18 protein-coding genes and 1 tRNA gene are annotated in these 25,576 nt (G+C 42.7%); 9 read left to right on the plus strand and 10 right to left on the minus strand.

The window, feature by feature from the left end; genetic code table 11:
• Positions 1-50 precede the first annotated feature (50 nt).
• The 4 genes from BWX39_RS03645 (at position 51) to BWX39_RS03665 (ending at position 6,725) form a co-directional block, all read left to right on the plus strand.
• Entirely contained in the window at positions 51-1,991 is a 1,941-nt protein-coding gene (locus BWX39_RS03645; protein WP_028904876.1) for a leucine-rich repeat domain-containing protein, read from the plus strand.
• A 712-nt stretch (positions 1,992-2,703) separates the two neighbouring features.
• Positions 2,704-4,761 carry a protein-disulfide reductase DsbD family protein gene (locus BWX39_RS03655; protein WP_028904875.1) on the plus strand — a complete coding sequence of 686 codons (2,058 nt, stop codon included), beginning with the start codon at positions 2,704-2,706 and terminating at the stop codon, positions 4,759-4,761.
• A 314-nt stretch (positions 4,762-5,075) separates the two neighbouring features.
• Entirely contained in the window at positions 5,076-5,798 is a 723-nt protein-coding gene (rsmI, locus tag BWX39_RS03660) for a 16S rRNA (cytidine(1402)-2'-O)-methyltransferase (protein ID WP_028904874.1), read from the plus strand.
• An 18-nt stretch (positions 5,799-5,816) separates the two neighbouring features.
• A complete protein-coding gene (locus BWX39_RS03665) occupies positions 5,817-6,725 on the plus strand; it encodes a Cbp1 family collagen-binding glycoprotein adhesin (RefSeq protein ID WP_028904873.1) in 909 nt (302 codons plus the stop codon).
• Positions 6,726-7,093: 368 nt separating this feature from the next.
• On the opposite strand, the gene BWX39_RS03670 is transcribed toward BWX39_RS03665, so the two are convergent.
• A complete protein-coding gene (locus tag BWX39_RS03670; RefSeq protein WP_028904872.1) occupies positions 7,094-7,546 on the minus strand; it encodes a nucleoside deaminase in 453 nt (150 codons plus the stop codon).
• Between the two features lie 131 nt (positions 7,547-7,677).
• Between BWX39_RS03670 and BWX39_RS03675 the strand changes: the two genes are divergently transcribed.
• The 3 genes from BWX39_RS03675 to pyrH are packed head-to-tail and all read left to right on the plus strand — an operon-like array spanning position 7,678 to position 9,563.
• Positions 7,678-8,040: a YraN family protein gene (locus BWX39_RS03675; protein WP_028904871.1), complete on the plus strand. Its 363-nt coding sequence runs from the start codon at positions 7,678-7,680 to the stop codon at positions 8,038-8,040.
• Between the two features lie 37 nt (positions 8,041-8,077).
• A complete protein-coding gene (locus BWX39_RS03680; protein ID WP_028904870.1) occupies positions 8,078-8,866 on the plus strand; it encodes a biotin--[acetyl-CoA-carboxylase] ligase in 789 nt (262 codons plus the stop codon).
• Positions 8,853-9,563, plus strand: a complete 711-nt coding sequence (gene pyrH / locus BWX39_RS03685) for a UMP kinase (RefSeq protein WP_004361993.1) — start codon at positions 8,853-8,855, stop codon at positions 9,561-9,563. The genes BWX39_RS03680 and pyrH overlap by 14 nt, the downstream gene beginning before the upstream one ends.
• Positions 9,564-9,809: 246 nt before the next feature.
• On the opposite strand, the gene tsaE is transcribed toward pyrH, so the two are convergent.
• The 5 genes from tsaE to BWX39_RS03710 all read right to left on the minus strand — a co-directional run bounded on the left by tsaE (position 9,810) and on the right by BWX39_RS03710 (position 17,188).
• On the minus strand, positions 9,810-10,220 hold the full coding sequence (gene tsaE / locus BWX39_RS03690; RefSeq protein ID WP_014710413.1) for a tRNA (adenosine(37)-N6)-threonylcarbamoyltransferase complex ATPase subunit type 1 TsaE: 411 nt from the start codon (positions 10,218-10,220) through the stop codon (positions 9,810-9,812).
• 6 nt (positions 10,221-10,226) lie between these two features.
• Positions 10,227-11,822 (minus strand): T9SS response regulator signal transducer PorX, encoded by a 1,596-nt coding sequence (gene porX, locus BWX39_RS03695; protein ID WP_028904869.1) that lies wholly within the window; start codon positions 11,820-11,822, stop codon positions 10,227-10,229.
• Positions 11,823-11,894: 72 nt separating this feature from the next.
• On the minus strand, positions 11,895-15,446 hold the full coding sequence (gene porW, locus BWX39_RS03700; RefSeq protein ID WP_028904868.1) for a type IX secretion system periplasmic lipoprotein PorW/SprE: 3,552 nt from the start codon (positions 15,444-15,446) through the stop codon (positions 11,895-11,897).
• Between the two features lie 71 nt (positions 15,447-15,517).
• On the minus strand, positions 15,518-15,916 hold the full coding sequence (locus BWX39_RS03705; RefSeq protein ID WP_014710416.1) for a hypothetical protein: 399 nt from the start codon (positions 15,914-15,916) through the stop codon (positions 15,518-15,520).
• Positions 15,917-15,934: 18 nt separating this feature from the next.
• Positions 15,935-17,188 carry a 3-phosphoshikimate 1-carboxyvinyltransferase gene (locus BWX39_RS03710; RefSeq protein ID WP_028904867.1) on the minus strand — a complete coding sequence of 418 codons (1,254 nt, stop codon included), beginning with the start codon at positions 17,186-17,188 and terminating at the stop codon, positions 15,935-15,937.
• A 158-nt stretch (positions 17,189-17,346) separates the two neighbouring features.
• Between BWX39_RS03710 and BWX39_RS03715 the strand changes: the two genes are divergently transcribed.
• Positions 17,347-17,421 (plus strand) — tRNA-Pro (locus BWX39_RS03715).
• Positions 17,422-17,910: 489 nt separating this feature from the next.
• Here BWX39_RS03715 and BWX39_RS03725 read toward each other — a convergent pair.
• The 4 genes from BWX39_RS03725 to BWX39_RS03740 all read right to left on the minus strand — a co-directional run bounded on the left by BWX39_RS03725 (position 17,911) and on the right by BWX39_RS03740 (position 21,711).
• A complete protein-coding gene (locus tag BWX39_RS03725) occupies positions 17,911-19,092 on the minus strand; it encodes a hypothetical protein (RefSeq protein WP_028904866.1) in 1,182 nt (393 codons plus the stop codon).
• Positions 19,093-19,981: 889 nt separating this feature from the next.
• Complete coding sequence (locus BWX39_RS03730; protein WP_028904865.1) at positions 19,982-20,248, minus strand: hypothetical protein; 267 nt, start codon at positions 20,246-20,248, stop codon at positions 19,982-19,984.
• Between the two features lie 45 nt (positions 20,249-20,293).
• Positions 20,294-20,989, minus strand: coding sequence for a CDP-diacylglycerol--serine O-phosphatidyltransferase (gene pssA / locus BWX39_RS03735; RefSeq protein ID WP_036860242.1), 696 nt, complete (start codon positions 20,987-20,989; stop codon positions 20,294-20,296).
• A gap of 29 nt (positions 20,990-21,018) precedes the next feature.
• Positions 21,019-21,711 carry a phosphatidylserine decarboxylase family protein gene (locus BWX39_RS03740; RefSeq protein WP_014710405.1) on the minus strand — a complete coding sequence of 231 codons (693 nt, stop codon included), beginning with the start codon at positions 21,709-21,711 and terminating at the stop codon, positions 21,019-21,021.
• Positions 21,712-21,845: 134 nt separating this feature from the next.
• On the opposite strand from BWX39_RS03740, the gene dnaE reads away from it, so the two are divergent.
• Positions 21,846-25,562 carry a DNA polymerase III subunit alpha gene (gene dnaE / locus BWX39_RS03745; RefSeq protein ID WP_028904863.1) on the plus strand — a complete coding sequence of 1,239 codons (3,717 nt, stop codon included), beginning with the start codon at positions 21,846-21,848 and terminating at the stop codon, positions 25,560-25,562.
• Positions 25,563-25,576: the final 14 nt, after the last annotated feature.

Here is a 25,576-nt window from a genome sequence, read left to right on the forward strand (position 1 = left end):
CATTGCCAAGCGTTAATGTACTTGATTAGTAAATATAGATATTGTAGATTATGAAAAAGTTGATGACATTGTTTCTCTTTCTGTGCGCTTTTGCACAAGCATCTTTCATCTCTGCTGCAGTTAAGGCTGCTCCCAAAGGAGAAGATGGTGAGAGAGTAAAGAAAGTTGTAGTCCATGTTAATAAAGCTGGCGAACTTGAAGACAAGGTTCCAGAGAATGTGTGGCTTGATGTTGTAGATACGCTGAAGATAGTTGGACCACTGAACAGCTACGACCTGCGCTGGGTGAGAAAGTTCTGTGGCTCCGACGAATATGGCGCACTGATTCCCAAAACGCTGAAAAGAATAGACCTTTCTGAGGCTACTTTCGTTTCTACTGGTGATACATCGGAGAGCTACTATATCTTTACTGATGATTTAGGAAAGGATAGAAAATACTTCGTTGATGGCACCAAGCCAACCCTTCTGCCCGAGAAACTCTTCTTCAAATGTTGCAGCATCGAGTCGATAGTACTTCCTAAGTATATCCGAGAATTAGGTATTGGCGCATTCTTCAGGTGCGTCAGTATGAAAGAAGTCATCATTCCCGACGAGGTAACCGATATTCAGCACACGGTATTCGGTGTCTGTGCCTCGTTGGAAACCATCAAGTTGCCGTCGCAACTCAAGACAATGGGAAATTATGTATTCACCTATTGCGAGAAACTGCAGGAAGTTATTATCCCCGATGGTGTAACGAAAATCAACAAACGAACATTCGACCAGACACCTAATATGAAGAAGCTGACCCTTCCAAAGAATCTTCAAGAACTGTCGATTGAAGCATTTTTCGGTGCAAATGGGTTGGAAGAGATTCAAATCCCAGAAGGAATCACGATGCTACCCGAAGGTTCTTTTGGCTTTTGCGAGGCATTGAACAAGGTGGAATTGCCTGCGTCAATCACAAAGATAGACAAGAATGCTTTCCAAGATTGCCCTAATTTGGAAACGGTAGAAATGAAGGAAGGACTCAAACACATCGCCGTATATGCGTTTCAGAACTGTAAGAAGCTGCATGATGTGAAGCTTCCAAACTCGTTGGAAACCATAGAGAACGAAGTATTCCTCAATTGCACCGATATGTCGGGACTGAAATTGGGCAATGGATTAAAGACGATAGGCGAGAAAGCCTTCTTCCACAATCATGGTATAGAGTCGCTCAATTTACCCGAAACGGTAGAGAAAATCGACTATGCAGCCTTTGCCGAGTGTCTTGGACTGAAGCGTGTGTCGTTGGGCAAGTCTGTTGCGGAAGTTGTTGACAATCCGTTCCTCGGCTGCACTGCACTTCAAGCGTTTGAAGTAGATACCGACAATAAGAAGTATGCGGTGGAAGACGGCACGCTCTATTCAAAGGATTACACCACACTTTATATTTATCCGAACGGAAAGGAAAGCAAGACTTTTGTGCTGAATACTGCTACAAAGAAGATAAACGACTTTGCTTTTTGGTATTGCAAGAACCTCGAGAAAGTAGAATTTTCGCCCGTTTTCAATGAGTTTGGTTACAGAGCATTCTGCGGTTGCAGTGGTTTGAACAATCTGATAGTCAAGACCAAAACACCAGTAGAGAACCCCTATACAGACGATGTGTTTGAAAATGTCAAAAAAGAGTCGTGCACGCTGACCGTACCAGCAGGCAGCAAGCAGGCTTATCTTGCATCGCGCACGTGGAAGGACTTCAAGATAGTAGAGGCTGTTTCCGATGCAGTGGAGAGTGTTTACAGTGAGAAGACAACCGTGAAGAACAACGGAAACAGTATCGTAGTATCGAACGTAGCGTCTGGTTTCCACACGGCTACACTGTACGACCTTATGGGACGTAAGATTTCGGAAGCTGCGGTGCAGTCAGGTAGAGCACAAATTGATGCCACTGGTGTTCCTTCTGGAATCTATGTGGTTACGCTTCGCGGTACGCAGGGCAGTTGTTCAATGAAACTGACATGCGATTAATCAATTACATTATTAATAATAAAGACGATATGAAATGGAAAGACGATGCCGCCTTGAATACTTCAAGACAGCATTGTTTTTGCGTATATGGACATCTGTAAAATGAGTATTAGATGAAATCTGATAATGAACAATAGAGTTTTATTTAGGGAACAATTTCCTTTTTGTCGCTTAAGGCAAATATTGGAAATTACCTCTGACTTTGTAAAGATAATTCTGATGGAAAATGATAATTTCGATTTGGCATTGCGAAAGCGGCTGTTTTGCGATGCAAAACCTACGCTTTTACCGTGCAAAACAGCCGCTTTTGGAATGCAAAACAATAGGTTTTGTAAAGTATTGATACATAATAAGTTAGGTGATAGATGCGTGTATGAAAAATATTTACAGTCCTATGATGCTCTTTTTATTCATAAAGTAAGCTGTTTTTATAAAATTATCACCGCCTCTTTGTTATCAATATTCAACAGCTGCAAAGTTCTGTACTTTCATTACAATGAACCCGCAAGCTTGCTTTAGTCGGCATCAAATAATTCTATTATGGGCTTTATAAAACTGAAAAAAAACGTAATAATAAACCACAAATGTAGTGTAATGGTTTTGTTTTTAAAAAAATAACATTATCTTTGCACGCAAGTAATATTTTTAAACGCTACAACTCATGAAAACAGAAGAACAAAAATATAGCAATAATTTAAATAAAAAGAAAACAATGAAATCTAAGATTCTTTTAGCCTTATTTGCGCTATTCAATTTAACAGTGATGGCGCAAAATCCTGTACGTTTTAGTGTACAGCAAAAGAAAGTATCGCCAACAGAAGTAGATGTTATCTTCACCGCTAAGATTGATGCTGGTTGGCACGTTTATTCTACTGGACTCCCTGCTGGAGGACCTACATCAGCTTCTATTAAAACCGAAAAGGCTGAAGGTGCGCAACCTGTAGGCAAACTTACACCTCGTGGTAAGGAAATAAACGTGTTCGATAAGGTGTTCGAGATGAAACTCCGTTACTTTGAACACAATGTAAGCTTCGTACAGAAATATAAAATCACGGGCAAAACCTATAAGATTTCTGGTTATATGGAGTATGGTGCATGTAACGACGAAATGTGTATGCCACCTTCTTCTATAGAATTTAGCTATACTGGCAATGGTCCTGCTGATGCTCCTGCAGCAGCAGAAGCACCCGATGCAAAGGAAGGCGAAACTGCAGAAGCTGATGGAGCTACGGCTTTGAGCGCAACTACGGATACAGCAAAGACAGCACAGGACGGTGCAACATTGCAAGGCGACTCTGCACAAGCTGCAGGAGTAGACGCTGCGAACCCATCAGACCTTTGGCGTCCTGTAATAAAGGAGTTGAGTGAGTTCAGTGCTGGGAAAGATAACAAGAACCATTCTTTGTGGTACATCTTTATAATGGGTGTTGTAGGTGGCTTTGTTGCCCTGCTTACACCTTGTGTATGGCCAATTATTCCAATGACCGTTAGCTTCTTCTTGAAGCGTGCAAAGGACGATAAGCGCAAAGGTATTCGCGACGCTGTAACGTATGGTATCTCTATTATCGTAATTTATATGGGCTTGGCAGCTGTCATTACGGCTCTCTTTGGTCCACAGAAGTTGAACGAATTGGCAACAAATGCACCATTCAACATCTTCTTCTTCCTTATGTTGGTAGTGTTTGCATTGAGTTTCTTCGGTTGGTTCGAACTTCGTTTGCCATCTTCATGGGGAAATGCAATCGACAATAAGGCAGCTGCAACGACAGGTTTGCTTTCTATTTTCTTGATGGCTTTCACCCTTTCTTTGGTGTCTTTCTCTTGTACAGCACCTGTTGTAGGTTTGCTTCTCGTACAGGCAGCCACCAGTGGCGACTGGGTTGCACCTACCATCGGTATGTTTGGCTTTGCTTTAGCATTGGCATTGCCTTTCACACTCTTCGCTTTGTTCCCAACATGGTTGAAGCAAGCACCTAAATCAGGCTCATGGATGAATATGATTAAGGTTGTATTGGGCTTCATAGAATTGGCATTTGCATTCAAGTTCTTGTCTGTTGCCGACCTTGCATACGGCTGGCATATCCTTGACAGAGAGACTTTCCTCGCTATATGGATTGTTATTTTCGGACTAATGGGCTTGTATCTCATTGGCAGACTGAAGTTCCCACACGACGACCCAACCCAAATGGCAATGCCAGTGCCAGCTATTATGCTCGGTATGATTTCTTTAGCCTTCACCGTATATATGGTACCGGGCTTGTGGGGTGCGCCTTTGAAAGCCGTTAGTGCATTTGCACCACCTATTTACACACAGGATTTCAACCTGCATCATCAAGAAGTAGAACCTAAATACAAGGATTACGAAGAGGGAATGCGTGCCGCTGCACAGGCAGGAAAGCCAGTATTGCTCGACTTTACAGGCTTTGGCTGTGTGAACTGTCGTAAGATGGAAGGTGCGGTGTGGACAAATGCCGAAGTAGCAGAGAAGCTAAACAACGACTACATTTTGATTTCGCTCTACGTAGACGACAAAACACCGTTGAAAGAACCTATCAAGGTGAAGCGTTCTGATGGTACAACACGTACCTTGCGCACCATTGGCGACAAGTGGAGCTACTTGCAAGAGTCTAAGTTTGGCTACTTGGCACAACCTTTCTATGTAACGGTAGACAACCAAGGAAACCCACTTAGCGGTAGCTTTGTTTATAAAGAAGACATTCCTGGCTATCTCAAATTCTTGGATAAGGGAGTGGAAAACTATAAGAAATAATCGTTTGTAGGTTTATGGCTCGCAATTGTGGGGCTGTATAACCAGACTTGAAATTTATTTGTCAATAGGGTAAGACCAGCAAGTTATAGTTCTCAGAACAAATACTTGTTGGTCTTTTTCTGTGTCTAATCTTTCCTATTATGCAAGAATTTTACTGCTATTCTATTTTTATTATAAAATATGGAGTATATAATAATAAAATGTTTAAATATAGGAAAATATGGATATGTTATGTGAATAGGGTTTAAAAACACATCTAAAAAATCCTAATTTGTTTTGGCGTTCAATACTTTTCGTTTACATTTGCAACGCTTATGGGTATTTTATATCTTGTACCGACACCTGTGGGGAATATGGAAGACATGACATTTCGTGCCGTTCGAATTCTCAAGGAAGCAGACTTGATACTCTGCGAAGATACTCGCACGTCGGGTATTTTGCTGAAATATTTTGAAATAAAGAACCATTTGGTATCGCACCACAAGTATAATGAACACGGAACAGCAGCAGGAATCGTGAACCGACTAAAGGCTGGCGAAACCATTGCGCTTATTTCCGATGCTGGCACACCCGGTATCAGCGACCCTGGTTTTTACTTAGCGAGGGAAGCTATTGCAGCTGGCATTACCGTTCAGACCCTTCCGGGGGCAACAGCTATGATTCCTGCCTTGGTGTCGAGTGGCTTTCCTTGCGACCGCTTCTGCTTCGAAGGCTTCTTGCCACAGAAGAAAGGACGCAAGACACAGATAGAAAGCCTTGTCGAAGAGAGCAGAACAATGGTCTTTTACGAGTCGCCTTATCGCATCGTAAAAACATTGGAACAGTTCATAGAGGCGTTTGGCGAAGACCGTTTGGTGAGTTGTTGCCGCGAAATATCCAAGCTGCACGAGGAGAGCGTGCGCGGAACACTGGCAGAAGTGCTTGCCCATTTCAAGGAGACAGCACCCCGAGGCGAGTTTGTTATCGTATTGGCAGGCAAGTCGAAAGGGAAAAAGAGTAAAAGCATCAGCGAAGAAGACGATTCTTCAAAATTATGAATGAAAATAAAATAGATTATGAAAAAGCTATTAATTTATGCAGCTTGCGGTGCCATGGCACTCGCTTCTTGCAACCAAAACAAATCAATTAATCCAGCAGAAATCCAAAACGATTCTTTGCGTGCAATCATTAATGCCCGTGATAACGAGGTAAACGACATGATGGCAACGATGAATCTGATACAGCAAGGCTTTGCAGAAATCAATGCTGCTGAAAATCGTGTAACTTTAGCAAAGGAAGGTGAGAGAGCTGATAAAGCTACACAGATAAAAGAGAATATCCAGTTTATCACTCAACGTATGCAAGAAAACCGCGAGTTGATTAAGAAACTCCAACAGCAACTTCAAGAAACAGGCTTCAAGGGTGAGGAAATGAAGAAGACACTCGTTCAGATGACAGCCCAACTTGCTCAGAAAGACAACGAGTTGAAGGTGCTTCGTGCAGAATTGGCATCAAAGAACATTCACATTAAGGAACTCGACCAGACTATTTCAGGTTTGAATACAGACGTTTCTAATTTGAAGACTGATAAAGCAAACCTGACTGCTGCAAAGCAAACACTCGAAACCGAGAAGGCTAACTTGCAGACCGAGTCTAAGCAAAAGAGCGAAACCATTTCTACACAAGATATGCAGCTGAACACAGGCTGGTATGTATTTGGTACAAAGAGGGAACTTAGAGAACAGCGCATTCTTGCAGATGGCAAGGTATTGCAGGGCAGTTTCAACAAGAACTACTTTACAAAGATTGACATTCGCTCTACACGCGAGGTTAAGTTGTATAGCAAGAGCGCAAAACTTCTTACTGCTCACCCAAGCAGCAGCTACTCGCTTACGAAAGATGCAGCAGGTCAATACGTTCTTCGTATCAACGACCCACAGACATTCTGGAGCACAAGCAAGTATCTTGTAGTACAGGTAAGATAAAACAATAAAGCATTCAAATAAAAGCGAGCATCTTGTTTTCAAGGTGCTCGCTTTATTTTTCGGGGCGTCTTCCCATCTGTTTTATTTTCCGTTTTATAGTTGGAAATAAAGCGATAAAACTGTAAAGAAATTTTCAAATAGATAGTTTGGTTTAACTGCCTTATTATCAATGCTTTGTAAAACCTATTGTTTTGCATTGCAAAAGCGGCTGTTTTGCACGGTAAAAGCGTAGGTTTTGCATCGCAAAACAGCCGCTTTCGCAATGTCAAAATGTAGTTATCACTTTTTAACAATATTTTCTTTACAAAATGAAGGCGATTTTCTGCCAAACTTAATGCCTACGGTATGGCTTTTAAGTCGATTTCTTCTTATCTCCGTTCTTTGAAGAACTGCTGCATTAGCCTTTTGCATTCTTCTTCCCGAACACCCTTTGTTACGATTGTTTTGCTGTGAAGTGCCTGTGGAGCAAGGGCAGAAAAGCCCCTCTTCTCGTCGCTGCAACCATAGACAACCCGCTTAATTTGCGACCAGCCCAATGCACCTGCGCACATAATGCAAGGTTCTACCGTTACATAAAGGGTGCAGTCTTGCAGGTATTTTCCACCTAACTCGTTGGCTGACATCGTTATAGCCTGCATTTCCGCGTGGGCAGTAACATCAGTCAGTGCTTCCGTAAGGTTGTGCGCCCGCGCGATAATTCTGTCGCGACACACTATCACGGCACCGACGGGAACTTCGCCTTTTTTGAACGCTTCTTCAGCCAGTGCCAAGGCTCGCCCCATATAATAGTCGTCTTTCTTTATTTGTTCTTCGCTGCTCATACATTATTATATAATCTTCGCAAAATTACAATATTAATTCTATAATTCAGAAAAAAACTCTATCTTTGTAGTATGGTTAAGATAGGCTTGCGGTCTGGCAGTTGCTTTGGCAACCTATCATTCTGAATAATATGGCATTACACAACGAAACAGGTAAATGGGGCGAGCAGTTGGCGTGCGAGTATCTTATGCGCGAGGGCTATAGAATCGTGGAAAGAGACTGGAAATGCGGTCAGCGTGATTTGGATATAGTCGCCATAGAAAACGATGTTTATGTTTTCGTAGAGGTGAAAACACGTAGAAACGAGCGTTTTGCCAATGCCGATGAGGCTGTAACGACACAGAAAATCCGTTCTGTTTCCATTGCCGCAAATGCTTATGTGAAGGGGCACCGTATTGACAGAGTGTTGCGTTTCGATATAATAACGGTTGTTGGAACGCCCGACAAATACGAAATTCGCCATATTAAAGATGCTTTTCTTCCATTTGTATGACAGAAGAATGTGAAACAGTAACAATGTATTTACTTCGATGAACATCATTCATAAAATACGAGCAGCTTTCCAAAAGGGAAATAAGTCTACCACTAACGTTGTGCGATTGGAAACCATCGGCAGCACCAACGACTTTCTGAAAACTTATACGCCCTCGGAGGGGGAGCAGATGACTGTGGCTGTAGCTGATTTTCAGACTGCAGGACGTGGGCAAGGAACGAACTGTTGGGAGAGCGAAGCAGGCAAGAACCTGTTGTTTTCAGTGCTTTTGCACCCAGTTGAAGTGCCTGTTGCCTGTCAGTTTCTGTTGTCGGAATATGGTGCGTTATCATTGAGAGAAGCATTGACAGACTATGTGGGCGAGGGTAGCATTACGCTGAAATGGCCGAACGACATATATTGGAACGACAAAAAGCTAAGCGGTACGCTGATAGAAACCAAGTTGAGCGGTGGCAGGATAAAAGACTGCGTGTTTGGTGTGGGACTGAATGTGAACCAAACGGAATTTAAAAGCGATGCTCCCAATCCCGTTTCGCTTTGTCAGATTTTAGGCAAAGAGGTGAATAGGGAAGACCTTTTGCAAAAGATTATAGCCTCGTTTGAACGAAACTACGAGTTGATTCGCAGTGCGAACTATGGCGCAATCTCGGCAATGTATCATGAAGCATTGTATCGTTCAATAGGTTTTTACCCTTACGAAGATGCAGACGGAGTGTTTGAAGGTGCTATTGTGGAAGTTGAGGACGACGGACACCTGATACTCCGCGACCGCGAAGGAATGATAAGAAGTTACGAATTTAAAGAAATAAAGTATGGCAAGATTTAAAAGAATCCTCCTAAAGCTTTCAGGCGAGAGCTTAATGGGCAAGCAAGGATACGGCATTGATGCGGAACGCCTTGAAGACTATGCACGCCAAATAAAAGAAATACAGGAAATGGGCGTGCAAATCGGTATCGTTATAGGTGGCGGTAATATCTTCCGTGGACTGACAGGCAGCCAGAAAGGCTTCGACCGAGTAAAGGGCGACCAGATGGGTATGTGTGCAACTGTGATTAATTCGCTTGCATTGAGTTCTGCACTGGGTGCTTTTGGCGTGAAGTCGAAGGTGATGACGGCAATCCGTATGGAACCTATTGGCGAATTTTATAGCAAATGGAAAGCTGTTGAAGCACTCGAAGAGGGTTATGTTTGCATCTTCTCGGCAGGTACGGGCAATCCTTATTTCACTACCGATACGGGTTCGAGTTTGCGTGGCATCGAGATAGAAGCCGACGTAATGCTGAAGGGTACGCGTGTAGATGGTGTCTATACGGCAGACCCAGAGAAAGACCCTACGGCAACGAAGTTTACCGAAATAACTTACGATGAGATATACAATAAGGGTTTGAAGGTAATGGACCTTACTGCCACAACAATGTGCAAGGAAAACAATCTTCCTATCTATGTGTTCAATATGGACATTGTTGGAAACTTAAAGAAAGTAATCGACGGCGAGGACATAGGTACCTTGGTGCACAATTAAGGGAATAAAAAACTGCAAGGCTGTTGTTACGATTGAACAACAGCCTTGCAGTTTATATGAAAAAGTGGGGTAGTGAAAACACATTATAAAGTGTCTGCTCAATTCAATATTTAGGCGTTCAGATAAATATGACGTCATTTTCGGTCAAATATGACGTCATATTTGCTTGAATATGACGTCATATTTTTTATTCCTACCTATGATGTTGAATTTTCATATAGGTTTTGTTGCCTCTGGGAAGTTAGGTTAGAACGACACCAAACGTGTTCCGTCGGCTTGTTCTTCTATTTTTACCTTGACCGCATTTTCGGGTAAAATGTCCTCAATCAGCTCGGGCCACTCCAATAAACAAAGGTTTCCGCTGTAAAAATAGTCTTCATAGCCCATATCATAGACTTCTTCCAACTTCTTGATGCGATAGAAGTCGAAATGGTAAATAGGGCTGCCCTTGCCGTCGGTATATTCGTTTACGATGGCGAAAGTAGGCGAAGTAATAACGTCTTCCACACCTAAGACTTCGCAAATGGCTTTGGTGAAGGTCGTTTTTCCAGCTCCCATTTTACCGTAAAAGGCAAATACTTTGTTGTTGCCGATGTTGTCTATAAACTTTTTTGCAGCCTCGTGAATGGTTGCAAGACTTTCTATTTTGATTTCCATTGTTCGTTATCTTTTTGTGTTCTGTGTAAGTTTGACGCTTTTGGGTGTCAGCGTAATGATTGGAACTATCATCTCCTCGATGGAAATTCCACCATGTTGGAATGTGTCTTTGTAGTACGACACATAGTAGTTGTAGTTGTTCGGATAGGCAAAGAAGTTGTTGCCCGTTGCAAAAACATAGCTTGTGCTGAGGTTTGGAGCAGGAAGTTGCGCCTGCTGTGGGGCTTTTATGGTGAACACTTCTTTTGAATTATAGTTCAGGTTCTTGCCCAATTTGTATCGTAGATTGGTGTTTGTGTTTCTGTCGCCAATGATTTTTACTGGCTTGGTTGTACGGATAGAACCGTGGTCGGTGGTCAGAATGATTTTATAATCAGATTTTGCCAACTCTCGGAATACATCGGACAGGACGTTGTGTCTGAACCAACTGAGCGTTAAAGAACGGTAGGCACTTTCGTCGCTCGCCAATTCGCGAATCATTTTCATCTCTGTGCGAGCGTGAGAAAGCATGTCAATGAAGTTTACAACCAATACATTCAAGTCGTTTTGTTGCAGATTATTAAGTTGCTGCATAAACTTTTCTGCACCGTTTGAGTCGAAAATCTTGTGGTAAGAGAACTTATCGTGGCGACGATAGCGGTCTATTTGCGTTTGAATGAGTGGCTTCTCGTTCAGGTTTTTGCCTTCTTCTTCGTCCTCGTCTACCCATAAGTCGGGAAACATTTGGGCAATCTGAAGTGGCATAAGCCCGCTGAATATCGCATTGCGGGCGTATTGGGTTGCCGTCGGAAGTATCGTCATATAAAAGTCTTCGTCTATATCGAACAACTCTGCGAGCTCTTCCGACAAGATGCGCCACTGGTCTACGCGAAGATTATCTATTACGATTAAAAAGACTTTCTCGCCTTTGTCTATCATCGGAAATACACGACTTTTGAAAATATCGGGACTCATAAGGGGGCGAGATGCTTTCTCCTTGCTCTTTCCATCGTTCGGTGCCACCCAGTCGAGATAGTTCTTGGCAATGTATTTAGCAAAACCGTTGTTGGCATCTTCTTTCTGCATAGTGAGCATTTCGGTCATATTGCTGTCTGCACTGCTAAGTTCCAATTCCCATTTCACCAATCGTTTGTAGACCTCTACCCAATCGTTGAAGTCTCGGCAGTCGCTTATTTGCATTGCAAGCTGTTGGTATTCCTGCTGATAACCTGTTTGTGTAACTTCGGTAACAATCTCTCTGCGGTGGATATTCTTTTTTAATGTCAGCAATATCTGACTGGGATTGACGGGCTTAATCAAGTAATCGGCTATCTTTGCGCCGATGGCTTGGTTCATTATATCTTCCTCCTCGCTCTTTGTTACCATGACAATGGGCGTGGCAGGCTGTATTTCTTTCATCTTCTGCAGGGTTTCAAGTCCTGACAGACCGGGCATTTGCTCATCAAGAAGTACAAGGTCGAACGTTTGTGTGCGACATTGTTCTATCGCATCGGCACCGTTGCTGACAGTTACAACCTCGTATCCTTTCTTCTCGAGAAATATGATGTGGGCTTTGAGAAGTTCTATTTCGTCGTCTACCCATAATAAAAGTCCGTTGCTCATATCTTGTTTGTATCCTTTCTTTGTTTATTTAAATGCTGCCTGAACACCTTTTTATTTATCTTTTAGCTTTCACTAAAAACCACCTAAATCGTAGTATTCATCGTCGAAATCGTAATCGAGCGGCTGTTGCTTCTGTGGTTCTTTCTTTTTCTTTTCCACAGGTTTAACATCATCGTCGAAGTATATTACAGGGCCATCTGTATTTTTTTTCTTCAGTTGCTCTTTCTTTTCGGTAGGTTTTTGAGCCTTTTGAGTGTTCTCGGCAGGCTGTTGTTTCTTCTTTTCCGATGGTTTCTCGCTGTCCTTTGCCTTTGCAGTCTTCGGCTTATTGGTAGGAGTACCGACTGTATCTTTAGGCAAAATGGTATCAGAGTCCAATGGAATTTCCATGACATTATCGTCTATTGGCGCAACCTTTTGGTTGTCCTTATTGGCTGGTTTCTCCTCTTTCTTAGGTTCAACTGGCTTTGGTTGCGGCTTCTGAGTTGGAGTTTCCTCTATTGGAATAACCATCTCCGTATTGTCAATAGTGTTCTTTTGTTCTTTTTTCTTTGCAGTTTCCTCTGTCGGAATTACCATTTCCGTATTGTCTATGGTGTTCTTTGGTTCCTCCTTCTTTTCGGTTTCTTCAATAGGAACAACCATTTCGGTCGGAGTAACATCTTTATTTTCGGTTGTTTTTTCCTCCTCGAGAGGTATCGTCATACCATTATCTACGGGCTCTAATGCTTGTTTGCGCGCATTGAGGTCGGTTTCTGTCGGGTTTCTGCTTTCTATTTCTTCTTGCAAATCGCGCTCTTTCTCACGTGGTGTTGCCACTTCGGCAGGTTCAGAAAGCAGGTAACGCTTCGTTACTTGTAATGGTGCGAAGTGCTTTGCATAGAAGTCTTCGTAATCCTTATAGCTGAACGACGCTCCAATTAGCTGCAAGTTCTTGTCGCTAATGATAATGGCTTTCGTGTCTTTGCTTAGCTGCGCCGTTACATTCTTATTATTCAAGAGCTGTCGTGCATATTGGAAAGCCTCGTCGAAACTTCTGAATCCAGACAGCTTCATTTGGTGCAGACCTTCAATATCTTCTATTTCTATATCGAAATTGCGTACATAGAAACTTGTGAAATTGAATCTTGCCATTTCAAACAACAGCTTGTTTTCCGATAAAGAGTCGGGGTTGTACACCAAAAGGAACTTGAAATCGATATCTCTGTCTGGCGAGAACTTCACTTGTTTAATGCTGTCGCTATCGTTCAAGACATTGGTGCGATAGTTCCAAACATCGCCAAGGTCGAATTTACTGTTGCGTATTTTCTTTCCAGCCTCTACGCCATTGACTATCATTCCTGCCATTTCGCTGATGCGACTTTGTGGAAACTTCTCAACAACAGTCTTCATTTCGTTTATGCAACCATTCACATCGCCTTGGTTAAGTTTGCTCAATCCGCCGATAAACAAGAACTTGTCGCGGTTTGCTCCCATAGGGAAACGCTCGTCGGAAATGCGTTTATTGGCAGTAACTTCGCCAAAACGATTGTTCTTGAATGCTTCGTAGGTAGACGCATAAAGCGAATCTTCAATGTGTTCGCCAAACTTTGCGTTCTCTTTAAAGTATGGGTCGGTAAGCACAGCCGTCCATTGACTCTTCGGGAATTTTGCTTTTAATTTGTCTATGTAACTGTTTGCAATGGCAGATTGGCTCTTGCGCATGTACAATAAGTAGAGATGGTAGTACACATCGTCCATCTGTTCGTAGTCAGGATAGTTGTCGCTGACACGGCGCAGAGCCTTTTCGGCTAAGCGAAGATTGTCTAAACGGTCTTTGAAAATCACGCCAGAATGGTGCAAACCAGCCTCAAGTATTTTGTTGCTTGCTGCCAATTGCTCAGCTGTAAATGGTATTTGTGCCAAATAGTATGCCCGTTGATGCGGGTCGTTCTGCGCCGAATCCTTTTTACTGCTTATCGAATCCAACCTTGCTTCTTCCTTTGCGATAGAATCTCGTTGAACATCGGTAAGTTCAAGATTATTGTTTATTTTACCAACTACAGTTTGATTGATACGCTGCCAGTTGTCTATGTTCTCGCGTTTGCCCCACAATTGTTGGAAAGTAGCCTTACCTTGTTGCACCGCCATAGGGTTATAGAAGTACCATGTGGCATCTTGCCCTTGCTTGTTAGGGGCGGCAGAACGTCTAAGAGGGTTATCGTTGTCGGCGTTAATGCCTCCATTCTGTGCCATTTGTTGAGCTGCTTCTTGCTCGGCTAACCTGTTTCGTTCTTCTTTTTCTTTCTTTTTAAGTTCGTTTATTACTCTGTCGATAGCTGCAAAGCGTTCTGCTTCGGGGCATTTCGCAAGGTATTGCAGCGAATCTTGCAAGTGCACCGCTTCTGTATGCGGTGTAAGTTCGTCGAGAACCTTTGTACGCTCCGACAATAGTTCATAGTCTTTGCGGTCTTTGTCCAACAAACCAAGGGCTTCGTTGTAGCAACGGCGGGCATCGCTGAACTTTTCCTTTGCCCAATACAAGTCGCCAAGACGCAAAAGCAGCACACCTTTCTCTATTCCGCTGCGTGTGGATTTCTTGTTGCCTTGCTCATAGGCTGCAATGGCGTTTGTTGTATCTTTGTTGGTAAGATAAATATTGCCCATTGCATAATATACTTGGTCGAGATACTCCTTGTTCTTGTCGGAAGCAACCATACGTTTCAGACGGCTTACCATTTGTTTGGCTTGTCCTGCTGCCATTACCTCGGTTGCTGCAACACGTGCATTAAACTCCAACTCGTAGGGTGGATTGGAATGAATGACGTGCTGGAAAGCGTTGTAAGCTGCGTCTTTATTGCCGAGAACAGCCTGAATTTGCCCCATAAGATACCATTCGCGTGCTTTTTGCTTGCGTCGCATCTCCTGTTTAATTACTCTGCGCAGGTAGGGAACAGCTTTTTCGAGTTCGCCCGTGTGTATGTAATAGTCGGCAAAGGTATAATCCCATTCGCGAACAGCACGCCAATCTATTGAATCGCGCTGCATATTGCGGATTACATCTTCTGCATCGTAAAGCCAACCTGCCTCTATGTACGACTTTGCGAGCCACGCACGCGCCTTGCCATAAATGGCTGGCTGTGTTCGGTAGAGCCTACTCATATACGCAAAAGTAGTGGCAGCCTCTTCAAAAGCCCCTTTATAGAACTGCGAACGCCCCATTAGCATCCACGCTTTCCAAAGAAATGGATTGTATTCTCTGCGCGACAGCCATTCAATGTCTTTTTCCGTCTTGCGCCTTGATTTGTTCCATTCAGGCTTTTTCTTTATGCTGTGGCGTGCAATGGCTTTTTCTGCTTTTTCAATGGCACGCTCAAAGTTGCTTTTCCCTAATTCCCTGCTCGCCTTGTTGCCTACGGTGTAAAGCGGAATCATCTCCGTGAAGTTGTCTTTATTGCCATTCTCTTTCTCCAACGATGCGTCTATATAGGCTTGCGCACCATTATAATATGTGTTGTATTTGGCGTGGAAAGAGTGCCACCATCGTGTTTGCGAGGTGTTATTCTTTGTAGAGCAACTTGCTATAACAATGGCAAGCACTGCTACGAATGCGATATAAATATATTTTGCGTATCTAAACTTCACGTATTAATAAACTCTTGAAAGTTTGTTTTTATTGTCTTTTAAGCCGATTACTTATTGTATTTTCTTGTTTGTCAGCCTTCAATCATCGCTATTAACTCGTCTTTTATTTGGTTGGGAACATTGATTCCACGGAGAATCAGACTTCTGTTCCAGCCTTTAGCCTCATCGGGGCGCATGGTGTAGAGTACTTCCGAAAACTCTTCGGCTTCGTCGTCGGTGTATTCGTTTGACTCTTTTCCTTTAAAACGGTCGAGTTCTTCGTCATCGTAATATTCCACTTCCTTCGTGGCAGCTTCCATCATACACGTCTGTTCGCAGCTTTCGTCGATGCCGCTGCAAGTAGCACAGTCGCCCGATGCAGGTACAATAATATCGGGCTCGTTGCTGTTGCGTCGGCTAATCCACGTTGAAATGCCTACAAGCACGCCCATTCCGACAATCGCCAAGATGCCTATTATAATGATGTCCATATACAGTTTGCCTCGTTTTTATTTTATCTCCTCGATGGAGAACCCTGCTTTTCGCAAGTCGTTCCAGAAGTGTGGATACGATTTTGAAACCACTTCAGGATTGTTGATGGTCAGTTCGCCCAACTTAATGCTTAATGGAGCGAAAGCCATTGCCATACGGTGGTCTTTGTAAGTGTCTATTATTATCGGATTTGCCACTTCGCAACGTTCGCCATTCCATATAATTTCCGAATCGTTCGAGTCGTGCAATACATAGCCTAATTTTGCCATTTCGGTCTTCATAGCCTCTATACGGTCGGTCTCTTTCAGCTTCAAACTGCTTAGCCCCATAAACTTAAAAGGAATGTTCATAATAGGACAAAGAGCTATCAAGGTTTGCGCCAAGTCGGGCTGATTTTTGAAATCGTACTCCAAGCGAGGCAACATTTGAGGCTTACGTGTAATAGTTACGTCTGTAAGCTCGTCCATTTCCTTGTCTGCAAAAGTGGTTTTCACTCCCAATAGCGAGAATATATACTTCGCTGCAGAGTCGCCTTGACGCGAGCCGTTTTTCAATCCCGGAAAGCGAATGTACGACTTGCGGTCGTTCAGCAAGGTGCGTATGGCATACCAATAGCTGGCTGCCGTCCAGTCGTTCTCTATCGTGTAGCTGCGTTCCTCGTAGCGTTTGGGGCGAATGGTAATCGTATCTACATCTGTCCATTCTGCGTCGGCTCCATATTCGTGCATCAAATTCAGCGTGAGGTCGATGTAGGGACGCGAGATAACATTGCCCAACAGTTTCAGTTCGAGCCCTTTTTCTAATGTCGGACCAATCATCAGCAATGCCGAAACATATTGAGAACTAACGTTACCGGCTACCTCTACGCTGCCTCCTTTTAGCTTTTTACCCTTGATGAGCAATGGCGGAAACCCCTCTTCGCCTGTATATTGAATGTCTGCTCCAAGGAAACGTAACGCATCGACCAATATTTTTATAGGGCGTTGCTTCATTCGTTCGGTTCCCGTAAGCACGTGTTCGCCTTCCGTAACAGCCAGATAGGCAGTCATAAAGCGCATTGCCGTGCCTGCCGCCATAATGTCTATTTCGTATGGATTATCTTTAAAAGCGCGTGCTATAACAGCTGTGTCGTCGCAAGTAGAAAGATTTTCGGGCATAATGTTTCCGCCTGCGAGTGCGTGGATAATCAGTGCGCGATTGCTGATGCTTTTCGATGCGGGAAGCTGTATGGTATCTTCAATATGCGTTGGAGGTGTTATTTTGTATTGCATTTTATCTATTCGTTAAATATTCCTGCCGTTTTTTATGGCTAACAGAAGCTCTTTTTTTGCTATACAAAAATACAAATAAAACTCGGTAACATAGAAAAATAACTCTAAAAGTTTGCTAATCTCTTAAAAAGTAACTAATTTTGCACCATCAAACAGAACGGGATGTAGTTCAGTAGGTTTAGAATGCTGGTCTGGGGGACCAGTGGTCGCTGGTTCGAGTCCAGTCATCCCGACAAAGAAAAGTGCAAAGATTCGTTTGGAAATCCTTGCACTTTTTTCTTTTAATAGGAATTTCTCTTTCCTTATTATTTTATCCAAGTTTAGTGTATTCTTTTCTTCAATTTTGTAAAGATAATTCTCTTAAAAAGTGATAATTGCGTTTTGGCATTGCGAAAGCGGCTGTTTTGCGTTGCAAAACCTACGCTTTTACCGTGCAAAACAGCCGCTTTTGGAACGCAAAACAATAGGTTTTGCAAAGTGTTGATAGTTAGGTAGTTAAAAGAGAAATATGTTTGCGAAAAATATTTACAACAGTATGAGGGTTTGTAATATAAAAAAGCCCCTCGCATTGCGAGAGGCTATGGGTGCGCCACAAGCCTAATGGCGGCTGTTGTTTGGCGGTATGATACAACCGAGGCTTGCTCTATATACTCGGCAATATGCCGAATGCGAAACGCTTTTGGCGATGTTTGTGTATCCTAATTATATAAGATGGGATAGCATTATAACACCACCTTTGCGCTCATCTTCTGTCCTTTTGCGCCTTGAGCAACAACGATGAATACGCCATTGCCGAGTGCCTCAGCAGGAATATCGATTCTGTCGGCTTGAGCATCTACCCTTGCCACGACCTTTCCGTCTGGGCTGTAAACGGCAGTTTTTGAGATTTGGCTTCCTTCAATGGTAAGTACGCTTCCGTTCTTGTAAGCCTTCAGTTCGCTTGCACCTTCTACCTTTTCTACAGACGTTGGGTCGTTATAGAGGTATGCGAAAGTCATTTTATTATTTCCTTCCTCTAAATCAGGGTCTATGACAATCATCTTGGTTCTTAGACGAGCATTGGCAAGTGCATCTTCCACTATTGAATTATGAAACATCGGTCCGTCCAAAGTAAATGGATAAGAAGGATAGTACGCATCTTTGCCAAGATGCTGCTTGTCGTATTCGAACTGCATACTCAGATAGAGCTTTTCTTTTCCAGTCTCTTCATCGACGTCTGTGATCAACATATCGGTTAGTTCCATACCGTCATAATTGTACTGAATATATCCGTTGAGCTTGGAGTTCGGCTCGTCAGTGAATGAGTTCTCCTTAATTCTGTTGCCATTTTCGTCATATTCGTACGTTTTGATGTTGGTTACAATCTTTTCAGGGTCGTTATCTGACGGATACCCAGACTTGATGAGCTGGTTCTTCTCGTTATAGATGTACTTCATATCAACGGTAGTACCGATTGAAAGCAGGTAGGTGCGGATAATCGTGTTGTTGCCATGCGTATCATAGATAAACTCTTTCTTGCCGGCTGGATTATCAAGAGCATACCCGTAGTATAGAAATCTTTCGTGTAACTTGCCCTTTTCGTCATAAGTATATTGGAGGCGAGTATCCAATGGGAGCTTTTCTGGGATTTCTCCGGAAAGAATCATATACTGGTCAACGCGGTTGATTCTACCCTTCTCGTCATAATAGAGAGAGTCTACGTGAGGGGACTTTCCTTGAGCATCATAATAAACAGAAGCCTTTAGCTTGTTCTGATTGTCATAAAAATAGCGGAAACCAGCTTTGGAATTTAATCTTTCAACACCTTGGAAGATGAACTTAGATGTTTGTTCCTGTGCTTTCATACCCATTGAGAATGAGAAAAGCATAATAGAAACGATGAGAAGTTGTGATGACTTTTTCATTTCATTAATTGTTTGATTAGTACGACTTTGCCCGCTGACGGAATTAATTGAGTGCATACTTAATTCTAACAATGGGCTTTTAATTGATGTAATTTACATTTTGCAGAACGGTTAGTGCACTAATTTGCCAATGATACTGACAAACAAACCGCTTGTTAGTTTAACGTGAGTTCGATATAAGAATTTTCTCCAATATATTATCTATAAGGCACTTAGAGATTTAATAAACTCCAAAATAAAGAAATAATCTTGTAATTCGAGTATTTATTACCACTTAAAAGGGTTATAGTGAGCTATTTTATCTAATCAAGTCCATTTTAAAAAGAATTAATAACAACCTAATATACTTATAATCAATAAGAAACGGAATATTTTCATTTAATTCTTATATCGAACTCACGTTAGTTTAGTATAGTTTATGTGATTGGAGCCATACACACTTGCCTTGGCACATACCATAGGGGGCGTACGACAATACTTAATCCACACGGAGCGTGGAGTTTATACTCAAAATAGTAAGTGTTTTGTGAAGTACAGAAAACGAAGTTAGGAACTTACGAAACTTATTCTGTAATTTCTTACTGTTTCGATGAGGTCGTGTTCTGTCTTTGTTAATGTAACTATTCTTTTCATATTTGTGTCTTGTGTTTTGTGTTGATTTTCGCAAATATAATATTTTTATTCGTACTATGAAAAAGTTTTAGTGCTTTTTAATAGCTTTTTAAATACTATTTTTCGTATTTAACATTCGATGGGTACAAAGGAAGGAATATAGAAAAAACGCCCAATAGGTTTATAAAAACTTATTGAGCGTTTCTGTATGGAGCTAACAAGGTACTATAAATAATCTATCTTGTCAGTGTCCTTTTATAGAATGTAGAATGTTATTTTAGAGTTTCGTGTCTTCAGAAATATTATTGCTGTCTACGAAATCAACATATTCGCCTTCATCATCGCCTATAACTTGCTGGTTGCGTTTGTAGTCTGGGCGATGGTCTACAATGGTGTTTCCATTTATATTCACTCCTTCTTCCATATCCTCGGGACGAAATCTGCGTCGTGTGCGTGTTATTACCTTATAAAATTTATAGGCAATAAATAACAGCATAACGAAAACCGCAATGAATATAAAGAGTATAAATTTTAATAGAACCATAGTCTTTTATTTATAAAATCTATATGGAGTAAGGGAATAGAGCTTTTACTTTTTTATGATATACGATATTATGACATACCATGCAATAATGATTGCCAATCCTGTGAGGCCGAATATTGCAAGCAAAGGAATACAAGTGAGCAGGAAAATGTATTTTACTTGATTGCCTTTCCAACCCCATTCCTTGAATTTAAGTGCAAACATTGGTATTTCTGAAACCATCAGCCAAGAGCTGATAAGAATGCCGCCTAAGAGGAAGAATACCATAAACGGGGTAGCTTCCAACCATTTTCCTGCGCCAATAATGAGCGAACCCCAGAAAAGAGCATTGGCTGGGGTTGGCAATCCAATAAACCCAAGTGCTTGTCGTTCATCAAGATTGAACTTTGCTAACCGTAGTGCAGAGAACGCTGCCATAATGTATGCCGTGAAAGGAAGTATGGGGCGTAGCGGTTCAAGTATAGCCGGATAACTCATAACGCTCAACTCGCTAAACAAAATAGTTGATGGTGCTACGCCAAAAGTAACGACGTCGGCAAGCGAGTCAAGCTCTTTTCCAATAGGAGAGCTGACGTTTAACAATCGTGCGGACATACCATCAAAGAAGTCGAACACAGCTCCTATGATAATCCAAGTGAATGATAGTTCAACATTGCCGCTGAAAGCGTATGCAATAGCCACGCAGCCAGAAACGAGGTTGCAGCAGGTTATGGTGTTAGGTATGTGCTTCTTAATTGCCATATTCCACCTTTCTTTATGCTTAAATAGGCTTAGCTGAGTTTTGCAATTACAGTTTGGTCGCCTGTTGTAGATTGTCCCATCTTTACACAGATTTCAGAATCTATCGGCAAGAATACGTCTACGCGGCTACCCAACTTAATAAAGCCCATATGTTCGTCGATGAAACATTCTTCTCCTTCTTTTGCATAGGTTACAATGCGACGTGCAACCGCACCTGCAATCTGTCGGCAGAGAATGTCTTTACCGTCAGGAGTTGTGATGATAATGTCAGAATGTTCGTTCTCTTCGCTTGCTTTTGGCAGCCATGCTTTGTGGTAGTTGCCATCAAAGTGTTTCACGAACTTTACAGTTCCGTCTACTGGAAACCAATTGGCATGCACATTCCAAAGGCTCATAAAGATAGAAACCATAATACGGCGTTCATGGAAATACTTGTTTTCTTCCACTTCTTCTATCACAACGACATGTCCGTCGGCTGGAGCAACAACAATCTTTTCGGTATCTTCTCCACCAAAATAGCGAATCGGACAGCGATAGAAGTTCAGAACAATGCAATAAACTGTTCCAAAAATCGCAACGAATATCCAAAAAGGTATTTTATTCTCTATGCCAAACCACAGCGACAGAGCTATCAGCCCTATTGCAATGCCTCCATATAGAAGCTGGTCTGTGCCTTCGTGATGCAATCTTATTTTCTTGAGTTTCCTCTTAATTTTTCCCATTCTGTGAGAGTACAGTTTTTAACGAATGCAAAGATAATTATTTTTTATTACTCTCACAAATTTTTATTCTTATTCTTTTGGCTATGTCGTCTATAAGTCGTATCTTTGAAACTCGAAAACAGCAATCATATAGAATGGAAGATTTCGTACATTTACACGTGCACACGCATTATTCAATCCTTGACGGTCAGTCGAAGGTGTCGTATCTCGTTGATAAGGCAGTGAATAATGGAATGAAAGGAATGGCTATTACCGACCACGGTGTAATGTTCGGAATAAAAGAGTTTTCTGATTATTGTGCCAATATAAACAAAGCACGTAAAAAGAACGGTGAAGAGCCTTTTAAGCCTATCTTTGGTTGCGAGATGTATGTAGCTCGGCGACGCAAAGAAGACAAGGTGAAAGAGATGCACGACAATTCTGGCTACCACCTTATAGTATTGGCAAAGAACTACCAAGGTTACAAGAACCTTATTAAGTTGGTATCACATGCGTGGGTAGATGGCTATTATTACCGACCGCGTACCGACCGTGCCGATTTGGAGAAGTATCATGAAGGCTTAATCGTATGTACAGCTTGCTTGGCGGGAGAAGTTCCACGTAATATATTGAAGGGAGATATAAATGCTGCCCGTGAAGCAGTAGAGTGGTATCAGAGAGCTTTCGGCGATGATTTCTATCTTGAGCTGCAGCGTCACGAAGTGAAAGACCCAACGCTGTTGGCCAATCGTGAAGCTTTCCCTTTGCAACAGAAGGTAAACCGTGTGCTTTTGCAGTTTGCAAAGGAATACGGAATTAAGTATGTGTGTACCAACGACTGCCATTTTGAAGACAAAGAAACAGCAGAAGCGCACGACCACCTACTCTGTCTTTCCACACAAGAAGACCTAAACTCTCCTACACGAATGCGCTACTCAAAGCAAGAGTGGTTCAAGACCCGTGAAGAGATGAACGAAGTGTTTGCCGATTTGCCAGAAGCAATGAGCAATACATTGGAAATACTCGATAAGGTAGAGTTGTATAGCATAGACAATGGCCCTATTATGCCTTTCTTCCCCATTCCAGAAAGTTTCGGTACAGAAGAAAAATGGAGAAAGAAGTTCAGCGAACAGCAACTTTACGATGAGTTTACCACCGATGAGAATGGCGAAAACCAGCTCTCTCCCGAGGACGGACAGGCAGTAATCGACCGCTTAGGAGGCTATGAAAAGATTTATCGCATTAAGTTCGAGGCTGACTATTTGGCGAAGTTGGCACACGATGGTGCAAAGCAACTCTATGGCGACCCTATTCCCGAAGAAGTTCAAAAGGCGATAACGTTTGAGTTACACGTTATGAAAACAATGGGTTTTCCAGGCTACTTCCTTATCGTGCAAGACTTTATAAATGCTGCCCGAACCGAGCTTGATGTAATGGTGGGACCTGGACGTGGGTCGGCAGCAGGTTCAGTGGTGGCTTATTGCTTGGGAATAACGCGCATAGACCCCTTGAAGTATGACTTGCTGTTTGAGCGTTTCCTTAATCCTGACCGTGTCAATCTTCCCGATATTGATACCGACTTCGATGATGACGGACGTGGAAGGGTGCTGCAATGGGTAATGGACAAGTATGGCGAGGAAAACTGTGCCCACATCATTACCTATTCTACTATGGCAACCAAGAACTCGCTCAAAGACGTTGCGCGTGTGGAAGGCTTGCCGTTGGAGATTTCAAACCGACTTTGTAAAGCCATTCCCGAGCGTCTGCCCGATGGTATGAAGATGAATTTAAAGAACGCCATCGCCTGTACACCGATGTTGCAAGAGGCAGAAGTGAGCGAAGATGCACGGGAACGCAACACGATTAAGTATGCAAAGATGTTGGAAGGAACGGTGCGTGGAACAGGTATTCACGCTTGCGGATTCATTATTTGCCGTAATCCTATCAGCGAATGGGTGCCAATATCTACTGCAACCGACCCCGATTATCCCGACCAGAAAGTACCTGTTACCCAATATGATGGGCACGTTATTGAAACAACAGGACTTATAAAGATGGATTTCCTCGGACTGAAAACACTGTCTGAGATAAAGGAAGCGTGCAAGGTAATCAAGCAAACCACTGGCGATATAATAGACATCGAAAACATACCAATTGATGACGAACTCACTTATCAGCTTTACCAAAGGGGACAAACCGTAGGAACATTCCAGTTTGAATCGGCGGGTATGCAGAAATATCTGCGCGAACTGCACCCAACGGTGTTTGAAGACCTTATTGCGATGAATGCCCTTTACCGTCCGGGACCAATGGATTATATCCCCGACTTCATCAAGCGCAAGAACAACCCTGCGTTGGTGAAGTACGATATTCCTTGTATGGAAAAATACTTGAAGGACACGTACGGCATTACGGTCTATCAAGAGCAAGTGATGTTGTTAAGTCGTCAGCTTGCAAATTTCACTCGTGGTGAGAGCGACGCCTTGCGTAAGGCAATGGGTAAAAAGAAGAAAGCCATTGTAGACCAGATGAAACCTAAGTTTCTTGCGCAGGGAAAGGCAAACGGACACGACCCCGAAGTGTTGGAAAAGATATGGGGCGACTGGGAAAAATTTGCCAGCTATGCCTTCAATAAGTCGCATGCTACTTGCTATTCGTGGGTAGCCTACCAGACTGCTTACTTGAAAGCACACTACCCAGCAGAGTTTATGGCTGCCTTGATGACGCGCCGTTTCAGCCAAATCACCGAAATTACGAAGTTGATGGAAGAGTGCAAGGCTCTCAAAATATCAACCTTGGGCCCTGATGTGAACGAAAGCCAGATGGGCTTTGGTGTAAATAAGAAAGGTGAAATTCGTTTCGGACTTTCTGCCATTAAAGGAATGGGAACAGGCGCAGCGATGGCGATTGTGAACGAACGCGAGAAGAACGGTACTTATAAGAGCATTTTCGACTTCGCCGAGCGTATTGACCTAAGCAATGTAAACCGCAAAGCCTTCGAAAGTTTGGCTTATAGTGGTGGCTTCGATAGCTTCGGATTGCAACGAGAAGAATATTTCGGTGTTAATTCAAAGGGTGTAACGTTCCTCGATTCATTGGTTCGCTATGCGCAGTTGTTCCAGCAAGAGAAGGCGCAAATGCAAAATTCGCTCTTCGGTGGCGACGATGCTGTCGAGATAGCGCAACCTGTTGTGCCTAAAACCGACCGCTGGCCAAGCATAGAAAAACTGAATAAAGAGCGTGAACTCGTGGGTATTTACCTTTCTGCACACCCATTGGACGAGTATAGCGTGATATTGAACAATCTGTGCAACACGCATATCGAAGAAATCGGGCGAGGTGCAGATATGGAGCAGCTCTCGAAGCGCGAGGAAATAACTTTCGGCGGAATCATTACCGCAGTGAACGAGCGTTTCTCGCAAAAAACAGGTAAACCTTTCGGCTTTGTTACGATAGAAGACTTTGAAGGCTCGGGCGAGTTGGCGTTGTTTGGCGACGACTGGGCACGATGGAACGGACTGATGAAGGAAAACTATACAATTTTTGTAACGGCAAAGTGTCAGCCTCGCTATCGCAACAGCAATCTTTACGAACTGAAAGTGCAGAATGTGGAACAGCTTTACGATGTGAAGGCGCACAGGTTAGAGCGTTTTACGATTTCGGTAGACGCCTCGTCAGTGAACGACCAAACGGTTTCCGACCTTGTTACACTCGTAGAACAAAACGAGGGAAGTACGCAACTTTACATAGAACTGCATACTGCCGAACAGTCGTCGGTAACCCTGCATTGTCGCAATAAGGGCGTGAATGTAGACCGTGCGTTGCTCGACTTTATTGCCAACGAAGAAAATATGAGTTATAAGATAAACTGACATATCCGAAAAGT

Origin of the sequence: Prevotella intermedia ATCC 25611 = DSM 20706, from assembly GCF_001953955.1 — a bacterium.
In the GTDB taxonomy this organism is placed as follows: Bacteria; Bacteroidota; Bacteroidia; order Bacteroidales; family Bacteroidaceae; genus Prevotella; species Prevotella intermedia.

Bases quoted from the DNA above. Each gene is read 5' to 3' on its own strand.
- BWX39_RS03645 (WP_028904876.1), top strand. From the start codon at position 51: ATGAAAAAGTTGATGACATTGTTTCTCTTTCTGTGCGCTTTTGCACAA.
- BWX39_RS03655 (WP_028904875.1), top strand. From the start codon at position 2,704: ATGAAATCTAAGATTCTTTTAGCCTTATTTGCGCTATTCAATTTAACA.
- rsmI (WP_028904874.1), top strand. From the start codon at position 5,076: ATGGGTATTTTATATCTTGTACCGACACCTGTGGGGAATATGGAAGAC.
- BWX39_RS03665 (WP_028904873.1), top strand. From the start codon at position 5,817: ATGAAAAAGCTATTAATTTATGCAGCTTGCGGTGCCATGGCACTCGCT.
- BWX39_RS03670 (WP_028904872.1), bottom strand. From the start codon at position 7,546: ATGAGCAGCGAAGAACAAATAAAGAAAGACGACTATTATATGGGGCGA.
- BWX39_RS03675 (WP_028904871.1), top strand. From the start codon at position 7,678: ATGGCATTACACAACGAAACAGGTAAATGGGGCGAGCAGTTGGCGTGC.
- BWX39_RS03680 (WP_028904870.1), top strand. From the start codon at position 8,078: ATGAACATCATTCATAAAATACGAGCAGCTTTCCAAAAGGGAAATAAG.
- pyrH (WP_004361993.1), top strand. From the start codon at position 8,853: ATGGCAAGATTTAAAAGAATCCTCCTAAAGCTTTCAGGCGAGAGCTTA.
- tsaE (WP_014710413.1), bottom strand. From the start codon at position 10,220: ATGGAAATCAAAATAGAAAGTCTTGCAACCATTCACGAGGCTGCAAAA.
- porX (WP_028904869.1), bottom strand. From the start codon at position 11,822: ATGAGCAACGGACTTTTATTATGGGTAGACGACGAAATAGAACTTCTC.
- BWX39_RS03705 (WP_014710416.1), bottom strand. From the start codon at position 15,916: ATGGACATCATTATAATAGGCATCTTGGCGATTGTCGGAATGGGCGTG.
- BWX39_RS03710 (WP_028904867.1), bottom strand. From the start codon at position 17,188: ATGCAATACAAAATAACACCTCCAACGCATATTGAAGATACCATACAG.
- BWX39_RS03725 (WP_028904866.1), bottom strand. From the start codon at position 19,092: ATGAAAAAGTCATCACAACTTCTCATCGTTTCTATTATGCTTTTCTCA.
- BWX39_RS03730 (WP_028904865.1), bottom strand. From the start codon at position 20,248: ATGGTTCTATTAAAATTTATACTCTTTATATTCATTGCGGTTTTCGTT.
- pssA (WP_036860242.1), bottom strand. From the start codon at position 20,989: ATGGCAATTAAGAAGCACATACCTAACACCATAACCTGCTGCAACCTC.
- BWX39_RS03740 (WP_014710405.1), bottom strand. From the start codon at position 21,711: ATGGGAAAAATTAAGAGGAAACTCAAGAAAATAAGATTGCATCACGAA.
- dnaE (WP_028904863.1), top strand. From the start codon at position 21,846: ATGGAAGATTTCGTACATTTACACGTGCACACGCATTATTCAATCCTT.